Source organism: Pseudomonas syringae pv. tomato str. DC3000, from assembly GCF_000007805.1.
Taxonomy (GTDB): Bacteria; Pseudomonadota; Gammaproteobacteria; order Pseudomonadales; family Pseudomonadaceae; genus Aquipseudomonas; species Aquipseudomonas avellanae.
In genome coordinates this window covers 4,836,733-4,857,655 of the sequence record NC_004578.1, presented here as the reverse complement: position 1 = coordinate 4,857,655, position 20,923 = coordinate 4,836,733, and the positions used below count along the sequence as shown (strand labels likewise).

Genomic DNA, 20,923 nt, shown 5'->3' with positions numbered 1-20,923 from the left:
TGGGGAACATAATGACGACACCATCAAAAGCACCGCATTACACCGGCGAGGAGCGAAGCAAAAGAATCTTCGCGATCGTCGGCGCATCATCGGGGAATCTCGTCGAGTGGTTCGACTTCTATATCTACGCGTTTTGCGCGATCTACTTTGCACCAGCCTTCTTTCCTTCCGATGATCCGACCGTCCAGTTGCTCAACACCGCAGGCGTGTTTGCTGCTGGCTTTCTGATGCGCCCGATTGGCGGCTGGCTGTTTGGCCGCGTGGCCGACAAACATGGCCGCAAGAACTCCATGCTGATATCGGTCACCATGATGTGCGCAGGCTCGCTGATCATCGCTTGCCTGCCGACTTACGCATCGATTGGTGCCTGGGCACCGGCCTTGCTGCTCATGGCGCGCCTGCTTCAGGGGCTGTCGGTAGGTGGCGAGTACGGCACCACGGCGACCTACATGAGTGAAGTGGCGTTGCGCGGGCAGCGCGGCTTTTATGCTTCGTTCCAGTACGTGACCCTGATCGGCGGCCAGTTGCTGGCCGTATTGACGGTGGTCATCCTGCAGCAGTTTCTCACCACGGAAGAGCTGCGTGACTACGGCTGGCGTATCCCGTTCGTGATCGGCGCGGCTGCAGCAGTCATTGCTTTGCTGTTGCGCCGCACGCTCAACGAAACCACCACCGCCGAAAGCCGTCAGGACAAGGACGCTGGCAGCATTACCGCGCTGTTCAAGAATCACGCAGCGGCTTTCATCACGGTGCTGGGTTACACCGCCGGTGGCTCGCTGATTTTCTACACGTTCACGACGTACATGCAGAAGTACCTGGTCAACACCGGCGGCATGGAGGCCAAGACCGCCAGCTACATCATGACCGGCGCGCTGTTCCTGTACATGTGCATGCAGCCGTTCTTCGGCATGCTCGCGGACCGCATCGGTCGTCGTAATTCGATGCTGTTGTTCGGCGCGCTGGGCACGCTGTGCACCGTGCCGATCCTGATGACTCTGAAAACCACGACCAACCCGTTCATTGCGTTCGCACTGATTACCCTGGCGTTGGCGATTGTCAGCTTCTACACCTCGATCAGCGGGCTGGTCAAAGCCGAGATGTTCCCACCGCAGGTACGCGCACTGGGTGTTGGTCTGGCGTATGCGGTGGCCAACGCAATGTTCGGCGGTTCAGCCGAGTTCGTTGCCTTGAAACTCAAAAGCGCCGGCATGGAAAACAGCTTCTACTGGTACGTGACCGCGATGATGGCGGTGGCGTTTCTGTTCAGTCTGCGGTTGCCGAAAGAGCCCAAGTACCTGCATCAGGATCATTGATCGCAGGTTTATTCCAGGCGTAAAAAAACCCATCAATCGATGGGTTTTTTTTACGCTGCAATCAGAACACTGCCGTTAGAACAGTTGCACCGAAGGTTTCTCTTTGGAGATGGTTTCGGTCTGCCCGGTCCTTTCGTACCAGCCGCCGCCGAGGGCCTTGTACAGGTTGACCTCGCTGGTCAGCTGCGACAGGCGATCGGTGATCAGCGTTTGTTGCGCGCTGAACAGCGAGCGCTGGGCGTCGAGGAAGGTCAGGTTGCTGTCGATGCCGATGCGGTAGCGACGCTCGGCCAGACGGTAGTAGTCCTGGTTGGCGGTAACAAAGTCACGTTGCGCCTGGAGCTGCTCGTCGTAGGTCTTGCGTGAAGCCAGACCGTCGGACACTTCCTGGAAGGCGGTCTGAATCGACTTCTCGTAGTTGGCGACGCTGATTTCCTTCTGGATCTTCGAGTAATCCAGGCTGGCGCGCAGGTTGCCGGCGTTGAAGATCGGAATGTTGATGCTCGGCTGGAACAGCCAGGTTCCCGAACCCCCTTTGAACAGACCGGACAGCTCGGTGCTGCTGGTGCCGGCACTGGCCGTCAGGCTGATGCTTGGGAAGAACGCTGCGCGTGCTGCGCCGATGTTGGCATTGGCGGCCTTGAGCGAGTGCTCGGCTTGCAGAATGTCCGGACGGCGTTGCAGCAGATCGGACGGCAGGCCTGCCGGCATTTCGGTCAGCATGTCGGAGTCGAGCAGATGGCTGGCCGGCAGGTTGTCAGGCAAGCCTGTGCCCAGCAGCAGCACCAGGCTGTTTTGATCCTGAGCGACCAGGCGCTGGTACTGGGCCAGTCGGGCGCGGGCGCTTTCGACGGCGGTGCGCGACTGGCTGAGGTCGAGTGCCGAAGAAACACCGACTTCGTTGCTGCGCGAGGTCAGGCGGAAGCTTTCTTCGTAGGTCTTGAGGGTGTCCTGCGTCAGCTTGAGCAGTTCCTTGTCGGCCTGCCAGGTCATGTAGGCATTGGCGACGTTGGCAACCAGACTGATCTGCGTGCTGCGACGCGCTTCTTCGCTGGAGAAGTAGGTTTCCAGCGCCTGTTCGCTGAGGCTGCGCACCCGACCAAACAGGTCCAGCTCGTAAGCGCTGACGCCCAGCGTTGCCGAGTAGCTGCTGCTGATCGCCGATTGGCTGGTCTGCGACTGGTCGGCAGGCACGCGCTGACGTGAGCCGCTGCCAGTGGCCGAGACCGCCGGGAACAGGTCCGAACGCTGGATGCGGTACTGCGCACGGTAGGCGTCGATGTTCAGCGCCGCGACCCGCAGGTCACGGTTGTTGAGCAGCGCGGTTTCGATCAACTGTTGCAGCGCCGGGTCATTGAAGAAATGACGCCAGCCTTGCTCCGCAGCGGCCATTTTGGCCCCTTCGACCGGCGAGTACGCCGGGCCTTGCGGGTATTGTGCGGCGACCGGGGCCTCCGGCTGCTTGTACTCGGGGATCAAAGAGCAGCCGCCGAGTATGAACGCGGTAACTGCAAGAGAGATCAATGACTTGCTCATTGGCCAGCCTCATCGTGTGAAATATGTTTCTGCTTGCTCTTGAAGAGCCCTGAAATCGATACGAAGAACAGTGGCACCCAGAAGATCGCCAGAACGACGGCTGTGATCATACCGCCAATTACGCCTGTACCGATCGAATGCTGACTGCCCGAACCTGCGCCCGAGGAAATCGCCAGCGGCACAACGCCGAGGATGAACGCCATGGACGTCATGATGATCGGGCGCAGGCGCATGCGACAGGCTTCGATCGCAGCATCGGTGAGGCTCTTGCCCTGTTCGTGCAGCTCTTTGGCAAACTCGACGATCAGGATGGCGTTCTTCGCCGCCAACCCGACTGTGACCAGCAACCCTACCTGGAAGAACACGTCGTTCGACAGTCCGCGCAGGCTGGTTGCCATCAGTGCACCGATAACCCCCAGCGGCACCACGAGAATGACCGCGATCGGGATCGACCAGCTTTCATACAGCGCCGCCAGGCACAGGAAGACGACCAGCAACGACAGCGCGTAAAGGGCAGGGGCCTGAGAGCCGGACAGGCGCTCCTCGTAGGACAGACCGGTCCAGGAGATGCCGATTCCTTGCGGCAGTTTCTTGGCCAGCGCTTCAACTTCGGCCATTGCATCGCCGCTGCTGTAGCCCGGTGCCGGCGTACCGAGGATTTCCTCTGCCGCCACGCCGTTGTAGCGCGACAGTTTTGGCGAACCGTAGGTCCACTTGCCGCTGGCGAAGGCCGAGAACGGCACCATTTCGCCCGCGCTGTTGCGCACGTACCATTTTTTCAAGTCTTCAGGCGTCATGCGGGCACCTGCATCACCCTGGATGTACACCTTCTTCACACGGCCACGGTCGATGAAGTCATTGACGTAGCTGCCACCCAACGCGATGGACAGGGTGTTGTTGATGTCCGACAGGGTAATGCCCAACGCACTGGCGCGTTCGTCGTCGATGAGCAACTGGTACTGCGGCTCGTCGTTCAGCCCGTTCGGACGCACACCGGCGAGAATCTTGCTCTGCGCGGCCATGCCGAGGAACTGGTTACGTGCTTCCATCAGTTTTGCATGGCCGACACCGCCCTGATCCTGCAGGTAGACGTCGAAGCCTGTCGCGTTACCCAGCTCCAGTACCGACGGTGGCACGATGGCGAACACCATTGCATCACGCAGGCTGAAGAAGTAGCCCTGAGCGCGCTCTGCCAGTTTGAAGACGCTGTTTTCGGCGTCACGTTCTTCCCACGGCTTGAGCATGACAAATGCAATCGCCGAGCTTTGACCGCGGCCCGCAAAGTTGAAGCCGTTCACCGAGAACACCGACTTCACTGCACCGCTTTCCTTGGTCAGCAGGTATTCACGCATGTTGTCGATGACTTCTTGCGTCCGCTCGGTCGAGGAGCCGGCCGGTGTCTGGATCTGAGCGAAGATAACGCCCTGGTCTTCTTCCGGAAGGAACGCTGCGGGAATGCGCATGAACATGAAGACCATGCCGGCAACGATCACGATATAGCCCAGGTACGACAGCCACTTGTGCTTGAGCATGTTGCCCACGCCGCGTTCGTAACTCACAACGCTGCGGTCGAAGGTGCGGTTGAACCAGCCGAAGAAACCACGCTTGGGCTGGCCGTGGGTCTTCTCGTCGATAGGCTTGAGCATGGTGGCGCACAGCGCCGGGGTAAAGATCAGCGCGACCACTACCGACAGGGCCATGGCCGAGACGATGGTGATCGAGAACTGCTTGTAGATCACACCGGTCGAGCCGCCGAAGAACGCCATTGGCAGCAGCACCGCCGACAGCACCAGCGCAATACCAACCAGTGCGCCTTGGATCTGCGTCATGGATTTGATGGTTGCGTCACGCGGAGAAAGCTTTTCTTCCTCCATCACCCGCTCGACGTTTTCCACCACCACAATCGCATCGTCCACCAGCAAGCCGATGGCCAGTACCATGCCGAACATGGTCAGGGTGTTGATGGTGAAACCGAAGCCCGCGAGGATGCCGAAGGTGCCCAACAGTACGACCGGAACCGTCAGCGTGGTGATCACGGTGGCGCGGAAGTTTTGTAGGAACAGGTACATCACCAGGAACACCAGCACGATGGCTTCGATCAGGGTGTGAACCACACCTTTGATCGATTCGCTCACCACAGGCGTGGTGTCGTACGGGTAAACCACTTTCATGCCCGGCGGGAAAAACGGCTCCAGCGACGAAACGGTCGCGCGGATGGCCTTGGCGGTGTCCAGCGCATTGGCGCCGGTGGCCAGCTTGATCGCCAGACCCGAGGCCGGTTTGCCGTCGAACTGCGAGTCGGTGCTGTAGTTCTCTGCGCCCAGGCCCACGGTGGCGACGTCTTTGAGGCGAACCTGTGAGCCGTCGGTGTTGACCTTGAGAAAGATATTGCCGAACTGTTCAGCCGTCTGCAGACGCGTCTTGCCGATGATTGTGGCGTTCAGTTGCTGGCCGCTTATCGAGGGCAGACCGCCCAACTGACCGGACGACACCTGAACGTTCTGCGCGGTGATTGCGTCTCGCACGTCCACCGGGGTCAGCTGGAAGTTGTTGAGCTTGGCCGGGTCGAGCCAGATGCGCATGGCGTACTGGGAGCCGAACACCTGGAAGTCGCCCACACCGGAGGTCCGGGAAATCGGGTCCTGCATGTTCGAGACGATGTAGTTGGCCAGGTCTTCCTTGCCCATGCTGCCGTCTTCGGACACCAGGCCGATAACCATCAGGAAGTTCTTCACCGCCTTGGTCACGCGAATACCCTGTTGCTGCACTTCCTGTGGCAGCAGCGGGGTCGCCAGGTTGAGCTTGTTCTGCACCTGCACCTGCGCGGTATCCGGGTTGGTGCCCTGATTGAAGGTCGCGGTAATGGTCATGCTGCCGTCGGAGTTACTTTCCGAACTCACATAACGCAAGTTGTCGATGCCGTTGAGCTGCTGCTCGATGACCTGCACCACGGTGTCCTGCACGGTCTGCGCAGAAGCGCCCGGGTAGGTCACCTGAATCGCAATGGCCGGTGGCGCGATACTTGGGTACTGGTTGATCGGCAGGCTGGAAATAGACAGCGCACCGACCAGCATGATCACGAGGGCAATAACCCAGGCAAAAATGGGTCGATCAATAAAAAATTTCGACATGGGTTACTCCCCTTTGCTGCCTGCGGCTTTTTCAGTGGCCGGGGCAGGTGCCGGGTTTGCTCCTTTGACGTTGGTCGCTTCGGCAGCTTTCACTTCTGCGCCTGGTTTGACGTATTGCAGACCTTCGGTGATCACGCGATCGCCTTCTTTCAGGCCGTCCTCGATCAGCCAGTCGCTGCCCACGGTGCGGTTGGCGACCAGTGTGCGCAATTCAACCTTGTTGTCCTGATTGACAATCATGGCGGTCGGCGTGCCTTTCAGGTCGCGGGTCACGCCTTGTTGCGGTGCCAGAATGGCTTTCGCACTGACGCCTGCCTGCAATTGCGCGTGAACGAACATGCCGGGCAGCAAGCGGTGTTCAGGGTTGGGGAAGACTGCGCGCAGAGTGACGGAACCGGTGGTCTGGTCAACCGACACTTCGGAGAACTCCAGTTTGCCTTCCTGAGCGTAAACGCTGTTGTCTTCCAGGGTCAGCTTGACCTTGGCGGCGTTGTCGCCGGACTTCTGCAGTTTGCCGCTGTCCAGGTCATTGCGCAGCTTGAGCATGTCTGCGGAAGACTGGACTACGTCCACGTAGATCGGATCAAGCTGCTGAATGGTTGCCATTGCGTCTGCCTGGGCACTGCTGACCAGCGCGCCTTCGGTAACGGCAGAGCGCCCGATGCGGCCCGAGATCGGCGCCAGCACCTTGGTGAAGCGCAGGTTGATCTGCGAAGTCTGCAGCGCTGCCTGTGCTTCCTGAGTGGATGCCAGGGCGGTGTCGTATTCCTGACGACTCACCGCCTGTTCGTTGACCAGTTGCTTGTAGCGATCAGACATCGACTTGGCAGACTGCAGGGTCGCCTTGGCACTGTTGGCGTTGGCTTCATAGATAGCCGGGTCGATCTGATACAGCTGCTGACCGGCCTTGACGTCACCACCTTCGGTGAACAGACGCTTGAGAATGATGCCGTTGACCTGAGGGCGGACCTCGGCCACACGGAAAGCGGTCGTCCTGCCCGGAAGCTCGGTGGTCAGGGTGTAGGGCTGTGCTTTGAGGGTAACGACGCCGACCTGAGGGGTTTGCGCAGGCGGGGCCGCCTGTTCCTTCTTGCTACAGCCACTGAGCAGGGTTGCCAGGGCGACGGCAGTGACCAGAACGGTAACAGCTGGCTTGAATTGCATGAAGATCCTCGGGGCAGGAGCCTGTTTTCTCAACAGTACGTTGAAGTGTTAAAAAATATTTCGGCTAGATAAGTAGCATGCTAAGGAATATACTTACATTCGCGGTTGTTTGTAAACACCCGCTTTGCGCATTCGGCCACTATTCAAGGTGCTGAATGCCAGTTCGGGACAAGGCGAGACAAATGCCGCCCGGTCATACCTCAAGGCATGCACCAGATGCACGCATGAGGTGAATCTTTTGAGGTCTTATTGCCATGGTTCGTCGCACCAAAGAGGAAGCTCAGATCACCCGCAGCCAGATTCTGGAGGCCGCCGAGCAGGCTTTTTATGAGCGAGGCGTCGCCCGCACCACGCTGGCTGACATTGCGACCCTTGCCGGTGTGACCCGTGGCGCCATCTATTGGCACTTCAACAACAAGGCTGATCTGGTCCAGGCGATGCTCGACAGCCTTCAGGAACCGCTCGACGAAATGGCGCAGGCCAGTCAGAGCGAAGACGAAGAAGACCCGCTGGGCTGCATGAGGAACCTGTTGATTCATTTGTTTCATGAGCTCGCACTGGACCCGAAAACCCGTCGCATCAACGAAATCCTGTTTCACAAGTGCGAGTTTACTGACGAGATGTGTGATTTTCGTCGTCAGCGCCAGGACAACGCCATTCAGTGCCACGACCGTATCACCCTTGGCCTGAGCAATGCCGTGCGCCAAGGCCAGTTGCCACAAGAACTGGACACGGGCCGGGCTGCGGTTGCACTTTTTTCCTACGTCAACGGCATCATTTATCAATGGCTGTTGGTCCCTGACAGCTTTTCGTTGCCGGCCGAGGCCGAGCAACTGGTCGATGTGTGCCTGGACATGCTGCGCTTCAGCCCTACCTTGCGGGTAAAAAACAGCCCGGAACTGAACGTTGAACGTGAAAGGTTATAGCGCCTGCCGGTTCTGTTGGGTAGTCACCTTTTCGTACAGAGCCTAACTCTGATTGGTGCTGCTTATACAGCGGGTTTACCTATCGTTTACCCGCCAGCCCTGAATGTGTCCGTCAAATACGACTAATTGGCCTGCGAACTTACAAAAATTTGTAGGACACAGGTAGGACATTTCCTGATACATGTAGCTGATTTCCCAAAGTAATTTCCGACTATTGCCCTGTGGGAAAACTCCCTTCACTCTGCGCGTCCTGAAAGACCAGAAGAGAGGAAGGTTGCATGCTTTTGCCGAATCTTGCGCCTATGTGCCCCGAAAACAACGTCAGCTCCGTTGATGTCCACCTGTGTGGTCAGGGTCGTGGCTATCCCGCCCGCACACAGCCGTCGGATGTGATCGAAACATGCCAAGGGCATGCAGACATGAGCGCAAGCGCGGTTCACGCAATCGTAGGGAGGACAGCTCATGTCGGACACCGGAACTGACACCGTGAGGCTATTGGCCCGACTCACGCAGCAATCTGAACGAATGGGGGTGGATTCCGCCCTGGGGACGCCGGTCATTCGGCTGGGGCTGATTACCACGCTGTATTTTCGCAATGGTCACACCCCGGAAATGAAGCGCCGGGTCGAGGCATGCTTTTCGCGTTTCTACGAGGCATTTAAAACCAGGCTCAAGTGGCAGCTGTTCAAGCGCATGCGGCGCTTGAGCGGGTCCGGTTTTGCGTCGACCCGGCGCCAGGTTGTCGAAAGCCCGCCCGACGAGCAGTTCATCTGGTCGATCGCCAGCGCGACGCAGGCTGAAGTCGCCCTGTACAGCCTGTTTGTGATGAACACCTCGCAAGGGCAGGCCGACAATGATCGCTCGTGTCTGAAAATGGTCTTGCCCTGGTCTTACCTGACCGAGCCCGACGGACTGAAAAACTATGAGACCTGGATCAGGTACCTGAGCAGCGAAGTGCAGGCCGAACACGGTTTTGGCGGGCTGGCCTGTGTGCTGCCCTGCGATGGTCACCAGTATTTACCGTGGGAGTATCGGCTGGCTCAGGATCATATGGGGTTGATGGTCGATCCCAATCCGCATATAGAAAGCCTACGCCTGTTGGACCGTATCAAGGGTGTCAGCTGGTACACGGTGCTGGGTGAGTCATTTGTCAGGCAGTTGGGGGGAAGTGACCGACTGCGTGGTCAAATGAGCCCGCACCGCGACATCGTTTTTCACAGCTACAGCAACGGTTTGTTGATTCGTGCCGGCGCGGTGCCTGAATTGGGCGGCAGAGGCCTGCCGCCGCCACAGCCTTATGTCACGGTCAACAGAGTGATCAAGCCGATCCGCCTGCAGGACACCGGCAACCTGCACCCTTACCTCGGGTCAGGGAACGGCTTTACCGACGAAACCACTGCACAATGGTATGCGCGCTTTGATGAAAAACCGTTGCCCCCGGTAGATGCCGGGCAAGCATGCCCTCGATCAGGTTGCTGGTTCAGCAGCGCACAGTACGGCTCCCGGCGACATTTCGAGGAAGGCGAACTCATGCCTGCGTTTGCTCATATAAAGAGCAAGAAAACCCAGTGGTTCTGGGCTGAAGTTTCTCCTTGAAGAAGCAGAGCGGCTAGTCTCGGCCTCGTAGAAGGGTATTGGGCATTGCCGCAGCCGCAGCAAGGCCCAGTAACGAAATGGCCGCGCTGGTTATCAGCAGGTTTCTGAACGTCGATGCCAGTTCGATACGCAGGGTTTCCAGTGCCGGTCCGGTGGCAGCATTGAGGCTGTCGAGCAGCACATTGCCGGAGCTGCCTTCGCCGCCAAGGGCTCCCGCACCGAGCTGACCGAGTCCGGCATGCTGCAACATGGCCAGTAACAGTGCCGACATCAGCGCCACGCCCATTGCGCCGCCCAGTGAGCGGAAGAGGTTGGTCGTGCTGGTGGCCACGCCCATGTCACGGGGCTGGACGGCGTTCTGGGTGCCGACCAGTGAAGTAGGGAATTGCATGCCGGTCGCGATGCCAGTCAGGATCATGAACAGGCTCATCACCACCAGCGACTGGGGCGGTGTGAAAGCCATGCCCAGAATGGCTACGGGCATCAGCAGTGCGCCGGTCAGGATCAGCGGTTTGTAGCGTCCAGTCTGCGCGGTGCGTCGCCCGGAAAAATAAGCGCCCATCGGCATGCCGATAGCCAGCGGAAGCAGGTGCAGCGCGGCGCTGTCCGCACCGCCACCGGTGACGGTCTGGTAACGCAGCGGCATCAGCACAATCAGCGAGATAGCCTGAAAACTGGTGAAGAACACGGTGCACCAGCAAAGCACGGCGCTTTTATTGGCAAACAGATGCATGGGCAACAATGGTTCAGGCGCGCGGCGTTCGTACCAGACGAAAACAGCCAGCGCCACCAGGGCGGTGCCCAGTAACAGTTGAACGTCGCGGTTGCCCAGGTCGTGTCCCTGGCCTATCTGGGTGATCCCCAGCAACAGGGCGGTCAGGCCGATGATCATCAGCACCGTCCCCAGGTAATCGATAATCGGCTTGCGCTGTGGAACCGGCAGGCCGACGAGGGTCCTGTAAGCGACGATCAGGGCGGCAGCTCCCAGTGGCAGATTGATCAAAAACACCCAGCGCCAGGACAGGTATTCAGTCATCAGGCCGCCCAGCACCGGGCCTGCTACGCTGGCGACCGCGTACATGCTGCTGAAATAGCCCTGATAACGGCCCCGTTCACGAGGCGGAACGATATCGGCAATGATCGCCTGGCTCACCGACACCATGCCGCCCGCACCGATGCCTTGAAGCACGCGTGCCAGCACCAGTTGCTCCATGCTTTGCGCCATGCCGCAGAACAGCGAGGCGAGGGTGAACAGCCCCAGCCCGAACAGCATCAGTTTGCGCCGCCCGTAGAGATCGCCCAGCTTGCCGTAGATCGGCACGGCCACGGTCAGCGAAACCATATAGGCGGAAATGACCCAGGCCAGCAGGTCGATATCCTTGAACTGAGCGGAAATGGCCGGCATCGAGACGGCAACGATGGTCTGATCCAGCGCGCTGAGCAGTACCGCCATCATCAGCGCGAACAGAATGCTGCGAATGGCCGGAGGCGTTTGAGTAAGACTGGTCAAGGCAAAACCTGATGGCAATGATGACCCGCCTCAAGTGTGGCGGGAGAGTCTGGCCAGTCTAATCCCATAGCTTGCTAATCGATAGCTGCCTTTGCTGAACGACCACGCATTTCATGTGACGCCAGTGTCATCGCAAGATGCTGAAGGTTGCATCGGTCGGCACGCAATGGCCAAACGTGCAGCTGGCGACCTGCGGCGCCTGCCGTGCCATTTCATTGCGATAGGCCCCGGTGGCGTACACAGCCATAACGGCGAGAGTACCGATGACAAGCATGCATTTTCTTGTTTTTACTTTCATGACGCACTCCTTACCTTGGCTACAGAGCAGTTTGAAAGAACTGATTTGAGTGTAGAACAAGGTCGGGCTTTACGTCGGTTATCATCGGCGCATACAGCGCGACGGACGCGCTAGAATTCGCGCTTTGATTGAACGGCAAGGGTTGGACAAATGGCACGCAAGGAATACAACGGGTTTGAAGTGGTCTCGGCGGTAATGCCCTCCGAGCAGGGTTACAACGCGGCGATTGCCATCAAGGCGCTGGGCGCAGGTGGCGCGCCGCGTTTTCACGCGCTGTTGCCCGATCAGAAGTTCAAGACTGCCGATGATGCCGACCTGGCCGCCGTGCAGGAGCTGCAACGGCTGACCGGCATTGATGCCGAGGGCGAACCGGTCTGGGCCGATTCCTGATCAGGCGCCTGGCCGGAACATCTTGAACAGCGCTTCCGGCCCGAGCTGGAAGTAGTCCGCAGGGCCGCCGCCACGCAGGATCGGCTCTGCGGCCGCCGTATCGTAGACGCCGTCCTTGAGCAGTGACTTCTCGATATGCACCGCCACCACTTCGCCCAGAATCAGCCAGCTGGGCACGAGTTCCTTGTCGGCACGCTGCAGCTGAATGATTTGCGTGACCTTGCACTCGAACGACACCGGCGTCTCAAGTACGCGTGGCACCGAAACGATCTGTGATTTCAGGGGCGTCAGATTCGCCAGCTCGAATTCGCTGACGTCGGGTGAGACCGGCGCGCAGCTCTGATTCATTGCCTCGGCCAGCGAGCGGGTCGCCAGGTTCCAGACGAACTCGCCAGTTTGTTCGATGTTGTTGAGGCTGTCTTTGCGACCGACACTGCAGAACCCGATGATCGGGGGCACGTAATTGAACGCATTGAAAAAACTGTAGGGTGCCAGGTTCAGCTTGCCGTTGGCATCCTGGGAGGAAATCCAGCCAATCGGGCGTGGACCTACGATCGCGTTGAACGGATCATGCGGCAGGCCGTGACCTTTGGAGGGCTCGTAGGAGTGAATAGCGTCAGACATGCTCGATTCCTGATGGGCTCATGGGATACGAACATAGTGCTGTGCATTGGCGGTGGATGCCAGAGCAGTGTGTGTTTCAGCCTGAGCCATAAATGAAGAAGCCCGGCATAAACCGGGCTTGGGGTGTTGCATGGGCAATCAACCCAGACGATTGGCGCCTACGCGATCTGCACCATCGGCAGCCTGGCGGTTTGCACCGACACGATCTGCACCGTCCGCGGCCAGACGATTGGCGCCTACATGGTCTGCACCATCGGCGGCCTGGCGGTTTGCACCGACGCGATCTGCACCGTCTGCGGCCAGACGATTGGCGCCGACGTGGTCAGCACCGTCGGCCGATACGCGGATCGAACCGACGTTAGTGTGCTTGGTGCCGCCTTCAGCAACGAGGGAGGCTTTGGACATATCGCTGTTGTTGACGGTATCGACTGCTGGAAGAGCAAATGCGCTGGAAGCCAGAACAGAGAAAGCCAGGCCGAAGATCAATTTAGTAGTTTTCATGATGAAGTCTCCAATGAGTGTCGGGTGAGTTGTCATCCCGGTATGGAGGCAATGCTACGCGCCAGCGGATTATTAAGAAGTTAATAGGGTTGCTAGCGATCATCGCTGAAAATGATAGTTGGCTGGGATGCGCTGATTTCGGGCCCTGCGGGGGAAATTGCATTGTAAGTGTGCAATTTCTGAAAAACCTTGTAATAAACCCACTTGACAAACTGGAAGTGTAATTTATTCAAGGTGTTATCACGGGTAAACGTTGAAAGAGTGCACTGTATTGAAACACTTGGTTGCAAGTGTCAGGGCGATTTCGACGTTGGTTTGCGGTTGCTGTATCGATGGGGCAGATGGCAGCGCGCGGTTGCGTCGGATATCACAGCAAGCGGGGATAGCTATTCAAAGACTTGTATAAGCGTGAGCGCGCAGCGTCGGAATGCCCTGGATTGAGGCTCCGCACTGCACGCTCACGTCGAGTCAGGCTTTTAACGGGTATGGCTTGTTTGCTGAATCAGTCAGTTTCGATACGCGAGTGTTTGCGGGTGTCTTTCATGAAGACGTACACCAGCAACGAACAGGCGATGCAGGCGGTGACGTACCAGTAATAGCCCGTCTCCATACCGATGCTCTTGAACCACAGTGCGATGTATTCCGCTGTGCCACCGAAGATCGACACGGTCAGGGCATACGGCAGGCCGACGCCCAGTGCGCGGATCTCGGTCGGAAACAGTTCGGCTTTGACCACTGCGTTGATCGAGGTGTAGCCACTGACGATGATCAGCGCTGCCATGATCAGGAAGAACGCGCCCCACCAGGTTTGAATGGTGTGCAAGGTGGTCAGGATCGGCACCGTGCACAGCGTGCCCAGTACGCCAAATGCAATCAGGATCGGACGTCGCCCGATCTTGTCGGACAGCGCCCCGACCACGGGCTGCAACAACATGAACAGAAACAGCGTAGCGGCCGATATCGAGGTCGAGTCGGTGATGCTCATGCCGACGGTGTTGACCAGGTACTTCTGCATGTACGTGGTGTAGGTGTAGAACGCCAGCGTACCGCCCATGGTCAGGCCGACCACGGTCATCAGTTCCTTGGGATGGCGTATCAACGTGCGCATCAGGCTTTCCTTGCGTTTTTCCTTTTTCTTGCGGGTGAACGACTCGGTTTCTTCCATGCCGCGACGCAGAAACAGCGCCACTACCGCGCACAGGGCACCGATGACGAACGGGATGCGCCAGCCCCAGGCATACAGCTGCTCGGTGGTCAGGGTCTGTTGCAACACAATCAATACGGCCAGCGCGATGAGCTGACCGGAAATCAGCGTGACGTACTGGAAGCTGGAAAAGAAGCCGCGACGCTCTTTGGTCGCCATCTCACTGAGGTAGGTGGCCGAAGTACCGTACTCGCCGCCGACCGACAGGCCTTGCAGCAATCTGGCGAATACCAGCAGGATCGGAGCACCGACGCCAATGCTTTCGTAGCCCGGGGTCAGGGCGATGATCAGCGAGCCGAAACACATCAGCAGCACCGACGCCATCAGCGCGGCCTTGCGTCCTTTGTAGTCAGCGTACAGCCCCATCAGCCAGCCACCGATAGGTCGCATCAGAAAGCCGACGGCGAAGATCGCGGCGGTGTTGAGCAATTGGGCGGTGGTGTCGCCCTTGGGGAAGAACGCTTTGGCGAAGTACAGCGAGAAAGCTGCGTAGACGTACCAGTCGTACCACTCGACCATATTGCCGACCGAGCCACTGAAAATGGACTTGAGACGGCTGGAGGTGGTTTTCTGACCGGCGATGCTGGCTGCCGGCCCGTTGGAGGCGGGGTTGGAGGTTTCCATGGTGTTCCTTGTCTATCATTATTTTTAGAGGAGGCATGTAATGCCCTGACCAGTTCCATAGCACGAGCTGTGCCACACCATGAGGGCTTGTGCTAGAGCGGTCGCGAGATGTGGATGAGCAAAAATCCGCTTATGGGCGCAGAGTGAATAAGCGGATTCTTGCTGATAGAGGGCGAAGAAAACTAATGACCGCGTGCCGGTCCGAAAGCGATCACTGCCCCCACGAAGGTGAGCATCAAGCCCATGAGGATCATGATTCCTTTGAAGGTGTTTCTGGCTGCAAAGGCTTTAATGCCATCCCAGCCGCCGGTCCTTTGGGAAACCGCATCCTGAAAAAGGGACATTCGGTAGGGCGACAGGATGATCCACAGCAACACCATAGACACATACAAAAGCGTTATCAGCGGACCTAAAGTTGTAAAAGCTGAGCCAAATAACACGACCGGAATCCCGTGGCGCAGCAGCAACGCCTGATGACCCGGCCAACTGAGAAAATCGGGTAGCAGGCGTTTGCTGTATCGGGCATCCATCGAACTGAACAGCCTGGAGGCGGGTCGCCAGGCGCTCATAAAGAAATGAAAAGCCAGCATGGCAAAAACGGGGAAGGTGAGCACTACGGAAAGTATCTCGTTCCACCAATCTTTTGTGGTCGGGGGATTGAGGTTGACTGTCGTCAGCGTCGCCAGGGCGATAAACAAATAGGTTCTGAGATAGGGATTGAATGACACCTTTTTCGGCAATTTGCGCCAGGATTGCAAATCCGCATGCGCAAATACGTGCAGAGCCTGCGCAAAGCGATGAGTCAAATCAGACGTGAGTGTTTCACAGGCTTGCCAAAACGCCTGGTCACCCAGTCTGGCCATGCGCAGTCGTTCATTCAACGCAGGCGGCTGCAGAATCAGATGCGCTGCGGCCGCTTCGGGAGTGTCTGCCGCCCCAGCGAGCAGTTTTTGCTGACGAGCGATGAAGGCCTTTTCTTCACAGCGCTGGACCAGATTCACCCATAACGACATCGGCCCGGAATACACGTCGTGTTTCTGATCCCAGGCAAACAGGTTGCTCAGCCGTTCAAACAGGGCAGGTGACCAGTCATGATTGTTGAGCAGCAGCGTCATGACCCATTGCTCAAGCTGTTCCTGACGATCAAACGAAGCCAGCCAAGACTGTTGTTGAAGAGTCTTCAGCGTTTCGAGAAAAGTGCGCTCTTCGCTGTTTTCGAGCAGGGTGCGCAATTGCGGAAGCGAGCTGTCCAGCAGTGCCTGAGTCAGGCGCTGTGACTGGTGCGCCCTGAGCTGCACTTTTTGCCAGGGGGTGAGCCAGTGCAGTTGCTCGACTGCGGCCTTGATCAATGGCAGGTTGTCTTCCGGGTCCAGCAGGCAACGTTTGACGAGGTGTTGCTGAAAAAGCTCATCGCAGCCCTGATTCTGAGCGATCTGACGTTGCGCATGCAGATTGTCCGGGGTGGTCCGAAGGGCTTGTTCGTACCAGCTCAACTCAATCGCCGGGCGCGTTACAGGGCTGGCATTATCATCGACGGGCAGCTCTTGCCGGTGCTCTGGTTGAGCGAGTCGTGCAGCCTCATCAGGCGCTGTCGATGGGTGTTCCTGATCTGAGAAGGACCAGGAAACGTTTCCGTCGTCCTCCTCCTCATCGTCGACACGGCTGCGCGCCCGACTCAGCGCCTGCTCGTAAGCATCACGCAGGTTTTGAAAGGCCGACGGGTCATCGTCAGGCCGGGTGGTCTTCAGCAGTCTGGCGTATTGGCGCTTTATGCTGCGTTCGTCGGCGTCGCGCTCAATGTTCAAAACACTCCAGCAGTCCATTGCCGTCACCACTCACCTCGTTCAAAACGGTCTGCTTCCTGTTCGAGTTGTTTGCGCAGCTCGTTGATCTGCCGGTCATCCTGGGTTTCCAGTACGCGCTGGAACTGAGCCGCCCAGATGCCGATGGTTTCGCGTGCCTCGCCCAGATACTCCTGATAAAGCCGTTCCAGCCGCGCCGTCAGGTGGGTATTGACCTGTTGTTCGCGCGGATGAACCTTGAGCGCTTCCAGCACTTTGAGCCGTTCGCGAATCTCGGTAGGTGTCATCACGCCGGGATTGTTCTCGATCACCAGCTTATGCTTTTCACCGGTCATCTGGATCAGCACGTCAGCTTCCAGCAGGCCGTTGTTGTCATAGGTGAAACGCACGTCCAGCTCGACTTCTCCAGCCTTGGCCTTGGGGACGGGAATGTTCAGTTCGCCCAGCGCGATGTTGTCTTTGACCAGGCGGCTTTCGCCTTGAAAGATCTTCAACAGGACATGATCCTGATTGTCGGAGATGGTGTTCACCGTGCGAACCCGGCTGACCGGCACCACGCTGTTGCGCTCGATGATCGGGAGGTAATGCCCGGGCTGGTAGCCGTTGAAAACGTATTGCGTGGTTTCGATACCCAGCGTGTAAGGACACACATCGGTCAGCACGACTTCTTCAAGCGCCGCATCGCGCTGCTTGAGTGCTGCCTGAATCGCAGCGCCCTGCGCGACTACTTCATCCGGGTTGAGGGTCATGGCCGGGAAGCGCCCGAACATTCCGGCGGCCAGTTTACGAATCAGCGGCATGCGAGTGGTGCCGCCCACCAGAAGGATCTCGTTCAGGTCGGCGACGCGAATTTTCGCATCACGCAATGCGCGTTCGATGGGCGAGCGCAGGCGTGCCAGCAGAGGCGCAAACAAGTCGCTCATCTGCTCTTGGGTGATCGTCTTGCGCCACTCGCGTTCGGCGTGGCGCAGTACGAAGTCGACGCGATCATCCTGCCCCAACGCCTTGCGCACGCGCTCGGCTTCACGCCGCAGTGAAGGCGTTACCAGCTCCTTGGCAGGGAAGTCCTGCTCGTCGCGGTGCAGGGCCAGAAAGTGTTCGACCAGCAGGCGGTCGAAGTCTTCACCGCCCAGAAAGTTGTCGCCTGCGCTGGCCCTGACTTCCATAACGCCATCGAACAGTTCAAGAATCGAGATATCGAACGTGCCGCCGCCCAGGTCGAAGACCAGAAACGAGGTTTCGCCTTGCTTCTGGTGCAGCCCGTACGCGAGGGCTGCCGCTGTTGGCTCATTGATGAGCTTTTCGACTTTCAGGCCCGCCAGCTCCCCGGCGATGCGCGTCGCTTTGCGCTGAGCGTCGCTGAAATAAGCGGGAACACTGATGACTGCCTCGGTAACAGGCTCGCCATATGCGCGCTCGACGTCGGCTTTCAGGCTTTTGAGGACCAGCGAGGACAGCTCTTCCGGGCGATAGGTGCCAGCGCCAAGGCGAATTTCCTGAGCGCTGCCCATGTAGCGTTTGAACAGCGCTGTGGTTTTTTCCGGGTGGGTTTGCAGACGTTCGCGTGCAGCCTTGCCGACCAGAATCTGCCCGTCGTCGTCCAGCCCGACAACGCTTGGGGTCAGTGTTTCACCCAATGCATTGGTCACCAGCTCGCTGCTGCCGTCGCGCCAGACAGCCACCAGGCTGTTGGTGGTGCCCAGATCAATACCGACGATCATCTCGAAACGCTCCCTGCTTGAAGGTTGTTGCACTATTTTGCGTGATTTTGAATCAAGGCAGCGTGCGCTGTCTTGATTTTGTGGCCCCGTACTGCATTTTAGTACCCGGAAAAAAGTCAGCGGCGGGCATCAGCGAAACGCACAGCCAGATGCCTTCAGGTACACGCTTACGACGTGTGTTCCACGCTGCGGCTCACGGCCTTGTGCAGCATCGCTGCCAGGTCGTCTCTGGAATAGGGTTTCTGCAACAGGTCGAAGCGGTGTGTTTCATCCTGCGCGAGTGTTGCAAACTCAGTGCTGTAGCCCGTCGTCAGGACCACCGGCATCCAGGGGTAGCGCGCCTCGATTTCGGCATACAGCTCCAGCCCGCTCATGCCCGGCATGGCGATGTCGGAGAACACCACATGAAAGTTTTCCGGGTTGCCGGAAAGCTCCTGTAACGCATCACTGGCACTCGATACCCAGAGCACTTGAAAACCCAGCTGTTCGAGCATCGGACGTGTGTAAGTGCCGATGTCCTGATTGTCTTCGACCATCAGTACGCATAAACCGGGCAGTGCGGCGAGCGTCAGGTTGTTGTCTTCTGCGGCTCGCTCGTGAGCTTCGACACTGGGCAGGCACAGGGTGAAACGGCTGCCGCTGCCCAGTTCGCTTTCAACCAGAACTTCACCGCCCGATTGCTTGGCAAAACCGAACACCTGCGACAGGCCGAGCCCTGTGCCCTGGCCCACGCTCTTGGTGGTATAGAAGGGCTCGAAGATCAGCCCCAGTTTATCCTTGGCAATGCCTGCACCCGTGTCGGTCAGCGACACCGTCACGTAGTCGCCCGCGTTGAGCGAGGAGGGCAGGCTGGCCGACGAACAGGTCACGCAGTCAACCTTGATGACGAGCCGGCCCGAGCCTGACATCGCATCACGGGCGTTGACCACCATGTTGACCAGTGCGGTGTCGAACTGGCTGCCATCGGCAAAAATAAAGCACGGTTCGGCAGGCAGGTCGATGTGCACCTGAATGCGCGAGCCGGTGAGTGTGTCCATCATTTCGCCGATGCGTGCCACGCTTTTGCAGACATCGAACACTTCGGGCTGCAATGCCTGGCGGCGGGCAAAGGCCAGCAATTGGCCGGTCAGGCGCGCCGCGCGGTCTACGGTGCTGGAAATGGCCTCGACGTATTTAACCCGGCGCGGCTCTTCAAGGTTTGCAGATTTCAGCAGATCGCTGCACGAGCGGATGACGGTCAGCAGGTTATTGAAATCATGCGCTACACCGCCGGTCAGCTGGCCGATGGCTTCCAGTTTCTGCGCTTGATGCAGGGCCTCCCGAGAAAGCCGCAGCGCTTCGTTGGCCTCTTCTTCGGCCTGGATGTCGCGGCCGACCGCATGGATAAACTGTTTGTCCGGCACTGCCGTCCAGGAAATGGTCCGGTATGAGCCGTCCATGTGGCGATAGCGATTTTTGAAGTGCGGAATATTCTGGCCGTTTTCCAGGCCGCTCATGGCCGCCAGGGTACTGTTGACATCGTCCGGGTGCACCAGCCCTAGAAACTGGCTGTCGAGCAGTTGTTCTTCAGACCAGCCCAGTGCCTGGGTCCACGCCGGGTTGACCGCGGATATGATCCCGTCGAACTGCGCGACCAGCATCAGGTCGGTCGATAGCCGCCAGATCCGGTCGCGGTCCTGGGTACGCTCGACCACGCGTTGCTCAAGCGTCTCGTTGAGCGTGCGCAGGGCCTCTTCCGCATTTCTGAGCTGGGTCATGTCCCGAGACACGCAAAGAATTTTCTCAGGCTTGCCGTCTTTGCCGAAAATCGGACTGACCTGCACGTGCCACCATTTGACGGTGCCGGCCATGGTCTGCGCAGAGCCCATAAAGCTTGCGTTCTGACCGTCGCGCGCAGCTTCCACTGCCGCGATGGCGTCCAGGTTGCCCTGATCCTGCCAGAAGTCAGGCCAGGGGCAGCCGACAATCTCGTTGAAATCGCTGACTTCCATGATGCGCTGGCCGCCTTCGCTCATGAACGTCAGGCGCGAATCAAGATCCAGCACCTTGATGCAATCGTTGATGCTCGACAGAACCCGATTGGTAAACGCTTCGTTCTGGGACTGCCGGGCCTGAGCGGTGACCTGAGACGTGGTTTCGTTGACCCGGCAGAACACGCCTTCAATCAGGCCGCTATCACCATAAAGAGGCGAATAGGACAGCGACCACCAGGTCTGCTCGGACTTGCCGTCGCGCACGAGCACGCGCTGAATGTCATCGGACCGGCAGCTGTGTCCGGCGAGTGCCTGCTCGGCCAGCGGACGCACGGCTTCCCACGCATCGCCCCAAACCGCAGCGATCGGTTGCCCTTGTGCTTGGTGTGCGGATACGGGCAAGACCTGGCGGTAGGCATCATTGAAGAACAAGGTGAAATCCGCTCCCCACAGCAGGTACATGCTGTCCGGGCAACTGAGCATCAGGTTCAGCGAAGACAGTAGCGCGGTGGGCCATGCTTGCTTCGGTCCAAGCGCAGACGTCGACCAGTCTGTCTCCCGGATAAGCCGGCCCATTTCGCCGCCTCCCAGTGGGAGGTCGAGGGGAGTA

At 58.5% G+C, this 20,923-nt stretch carries 15 protein-coding genes; 4 read left to right on the top strand and 11 right to left on the bottom strand.

The genetic code is table 11. The features are described 5' to 3' along the window. The first annotated feature begins 11 nt into the window (after positions 1-11). Positions 12-1,313 carry an MFS family transporter gene (locus PSPTO_RS22330; protein WP_007246194.1) on the top strand — a complete coding sequence of 434 codons (1,302 nt, stop codon included), beginning with the start codon at positions 12-14 and terminating at the stop codon, positions 1,311-1,313. A gap of 75 nt (positions 1,314-1,388) precedes the next feature. On the opposite strand, the gene PSPTO_RS22325 is transcribed toward PSPTO_RS22330, so the two are convergent. Genes PSPTO_RS22325 through PSPTO_RS22315 form a run of 3 tightly spaced genes read right to left on the bottom strand, consistent with a single transcriptional unit; the run spans position 1,389 to position 7,144 of the window. Further along, entirely contained in the window at positions 1,389-2,849 is a 1,461-nt protein-coding gene (locus PSPTO_RS22325) for an AdeC/AdeK/OprM family multidrug efflux complex outer membrane factor (RefSeq protein WP_005768689.1), read from the bottom strand. Continuing rightward, the gene (locus PSPTO_RS22320; RefSeq protein WP_005768691.1) at positions 2,846-5,980 is read right to left on the bottom strand and encodes an efflux RND transporter permease subunit; all 3,135 of its coding nucleotides are present in this window, start codon (positions 5,978-5,980) and stop codon (positions 2,846-2,848) included. Before PSPTO_RS22320 ends, PSPTO_RS22325 begins: the two co-directional genes overlap by 4 nt. A 3-nt stretch (positions 5,981-5,983) precedes the next feature. Then, positions 5,984-7,144 carry an efflux RND transporter periplasmic adaptor subunit gene (locus tag PSPTO_RS22315; RefSeq protein ID WP_007246191.1) on the bottom strand — a complete coding sequence of 387 codons (1,161 nt, stop codon included), beginning with the start codon at positions 7,142-7,144 and terminating at the stop codon, positions 5,984-5,986. A gap of 254 nt (positions 7,145-7,398) precedes the next feature. On the opposite strand from PSPTO_RS22315, the gene PSPTO_RS22310 reads away from it, so the two are divergent. Further along, a complete protein-coding gene (locus PSPTO_RS22310; protein WP_005768695.1) occupies positions 7,399-8,070 on the top strand; it encodes a TetR family transcriptional regulator in 672 nt (223 codons plus the stop codon). A 462-nt stretch (positions 8,071-8,532) separates the two neighbouring features. Continuing rightward, a complete protein-coding gene (locus PSPTO_RS22305; RefSeq protein ID WP_011104953.1) occupies positions 8,533-9,666 on the top strand; it encodes a DUF3396 domain-containing protein in 1,134 nt (377 codons plus the stop codon). Positions 9,667-9,679: 13 nt separating this feature from the next. On the opposite strand, the gene PSPTO_RS22300 is transcribed toward PSPTO_RS22305, so the two are convergent. Together PSPTO_RS22300 and PSPTO_RS29950 are read right to left on the bottom strand one after the other, a co-directional pair. Then, on the bottom strand, positions 9,680-11,176 hold the full coding sequence (locus tag PSPTO_RS22300) for an MDR family MFS transporter (protein ID WP_046463675.1): 1,497 nt from the start codon (positions 11,174-11,176) through the stop codon (positions 9,680-9,682). A gap of 127 nt (positions 11,177-11,303) precedes the next feature. Beyond that, on the bottom strand, positions 11,304-11,474 hold the full coding sequence (locus tag PSPTO_RS29950; protein WP_005768700.1) for a hypothetical protein: 171 nt from the start codon (positions 11,472-11,474) through the stop codon (positions 11,304-11,306). A gap of 150 nt (positions 11,475-11,624) precedes the next feature. On the opposite strand from PSPTO_RS29950, the gene PSPTO_RS22295 reads away from it, so the two are divergent. Beyond that, a complete protein-coding gene (locus PSPTO_RS22295; protein WP_003381648.1) occupies positions 11,625-11,864 on the top strand; it encodes a hypothetical protein in 240 nt (79 codons plus the stop codon). Here the strand turns inward: PSPTO_RS22295 and PSPTO_RS22290 are convergent, their stop codons facing one another. The 6 genes from PSPTO_RS22290 to PSPTO_RS22265 all read right to left on the bottom strand — a co-directional run bounded on the left by PSPTO_RS22290 (position 11,865) and on the right by PSPTO_RS22265 (position 20,889). Then, complete coding sequence (locus PSPTO_RS22290) at positions 11,865-12,488, bottom strand: flavin reductase family protein (protein WP_005739483.1); 624 nt, start codon at positions 12,486-12,488, stop codon at positions 11,865-11,867. Between the two features lie 138 nt (positions 12,489-12,626). After that, a complete protein-coding gene (locus PSPTO_RS22285) occupies positions 12,627-12,989 on the bottom strand; it encodes a hypothetical protein (protein ID WP_005768704.1) in 363 nt (120 codons plus the stop codon). A gap of 502 nt (positions 12,990-13,491) precedes the next feature. Continuing rightward, positions 13,492-14,817: an MFS transporter gene (locus PSPTO_RS22280; protein WP_011104951.1), complete on the bottom strand. Its 1,326-nt coding sequence runs from the start codon at positions 14,815-14,817 to the stop codon at positions 13,492-13,494. A 182-nt stretch (positions 14,818-14,999) separates the two neighbouring features. Continuing rightward, on the bottom strand, positions 15,000-16,640 hold the full coding sequence (locus PSPTO_RS22275) for a J domain-containing protein (protein ID WP_005768708.1): 1,641 nt from the start codon (positions 16,638-16,640) through the stop codon (positions 15,000-15,002). Between the two features lie 5 nt (positions 16,641-16,645). Next, entirely contained in the window at positions 16,646-18,340 is a 1,695-nt protein-coding gene (locus PSPTO_RS22270) for a molecular chaperone HscC (RefSeq protein ID WP_011104950.1), read from the bottom strand. Positions 18,341-18,507: 167 nt separating this feature from the next. Beyond that, complete coding sequence (locus PSPTO_RS22265; RefSeq protein ID WP_011104949.1) at positions 18,508-20,889, bottom strand: PAS domain-containing protein; 2,382 nt, start codon at positions 20,887-20,889, stop codon at positions 18,508-18,510. Positions 20,890-20,923: the final 34 nt, after the last annotated feature.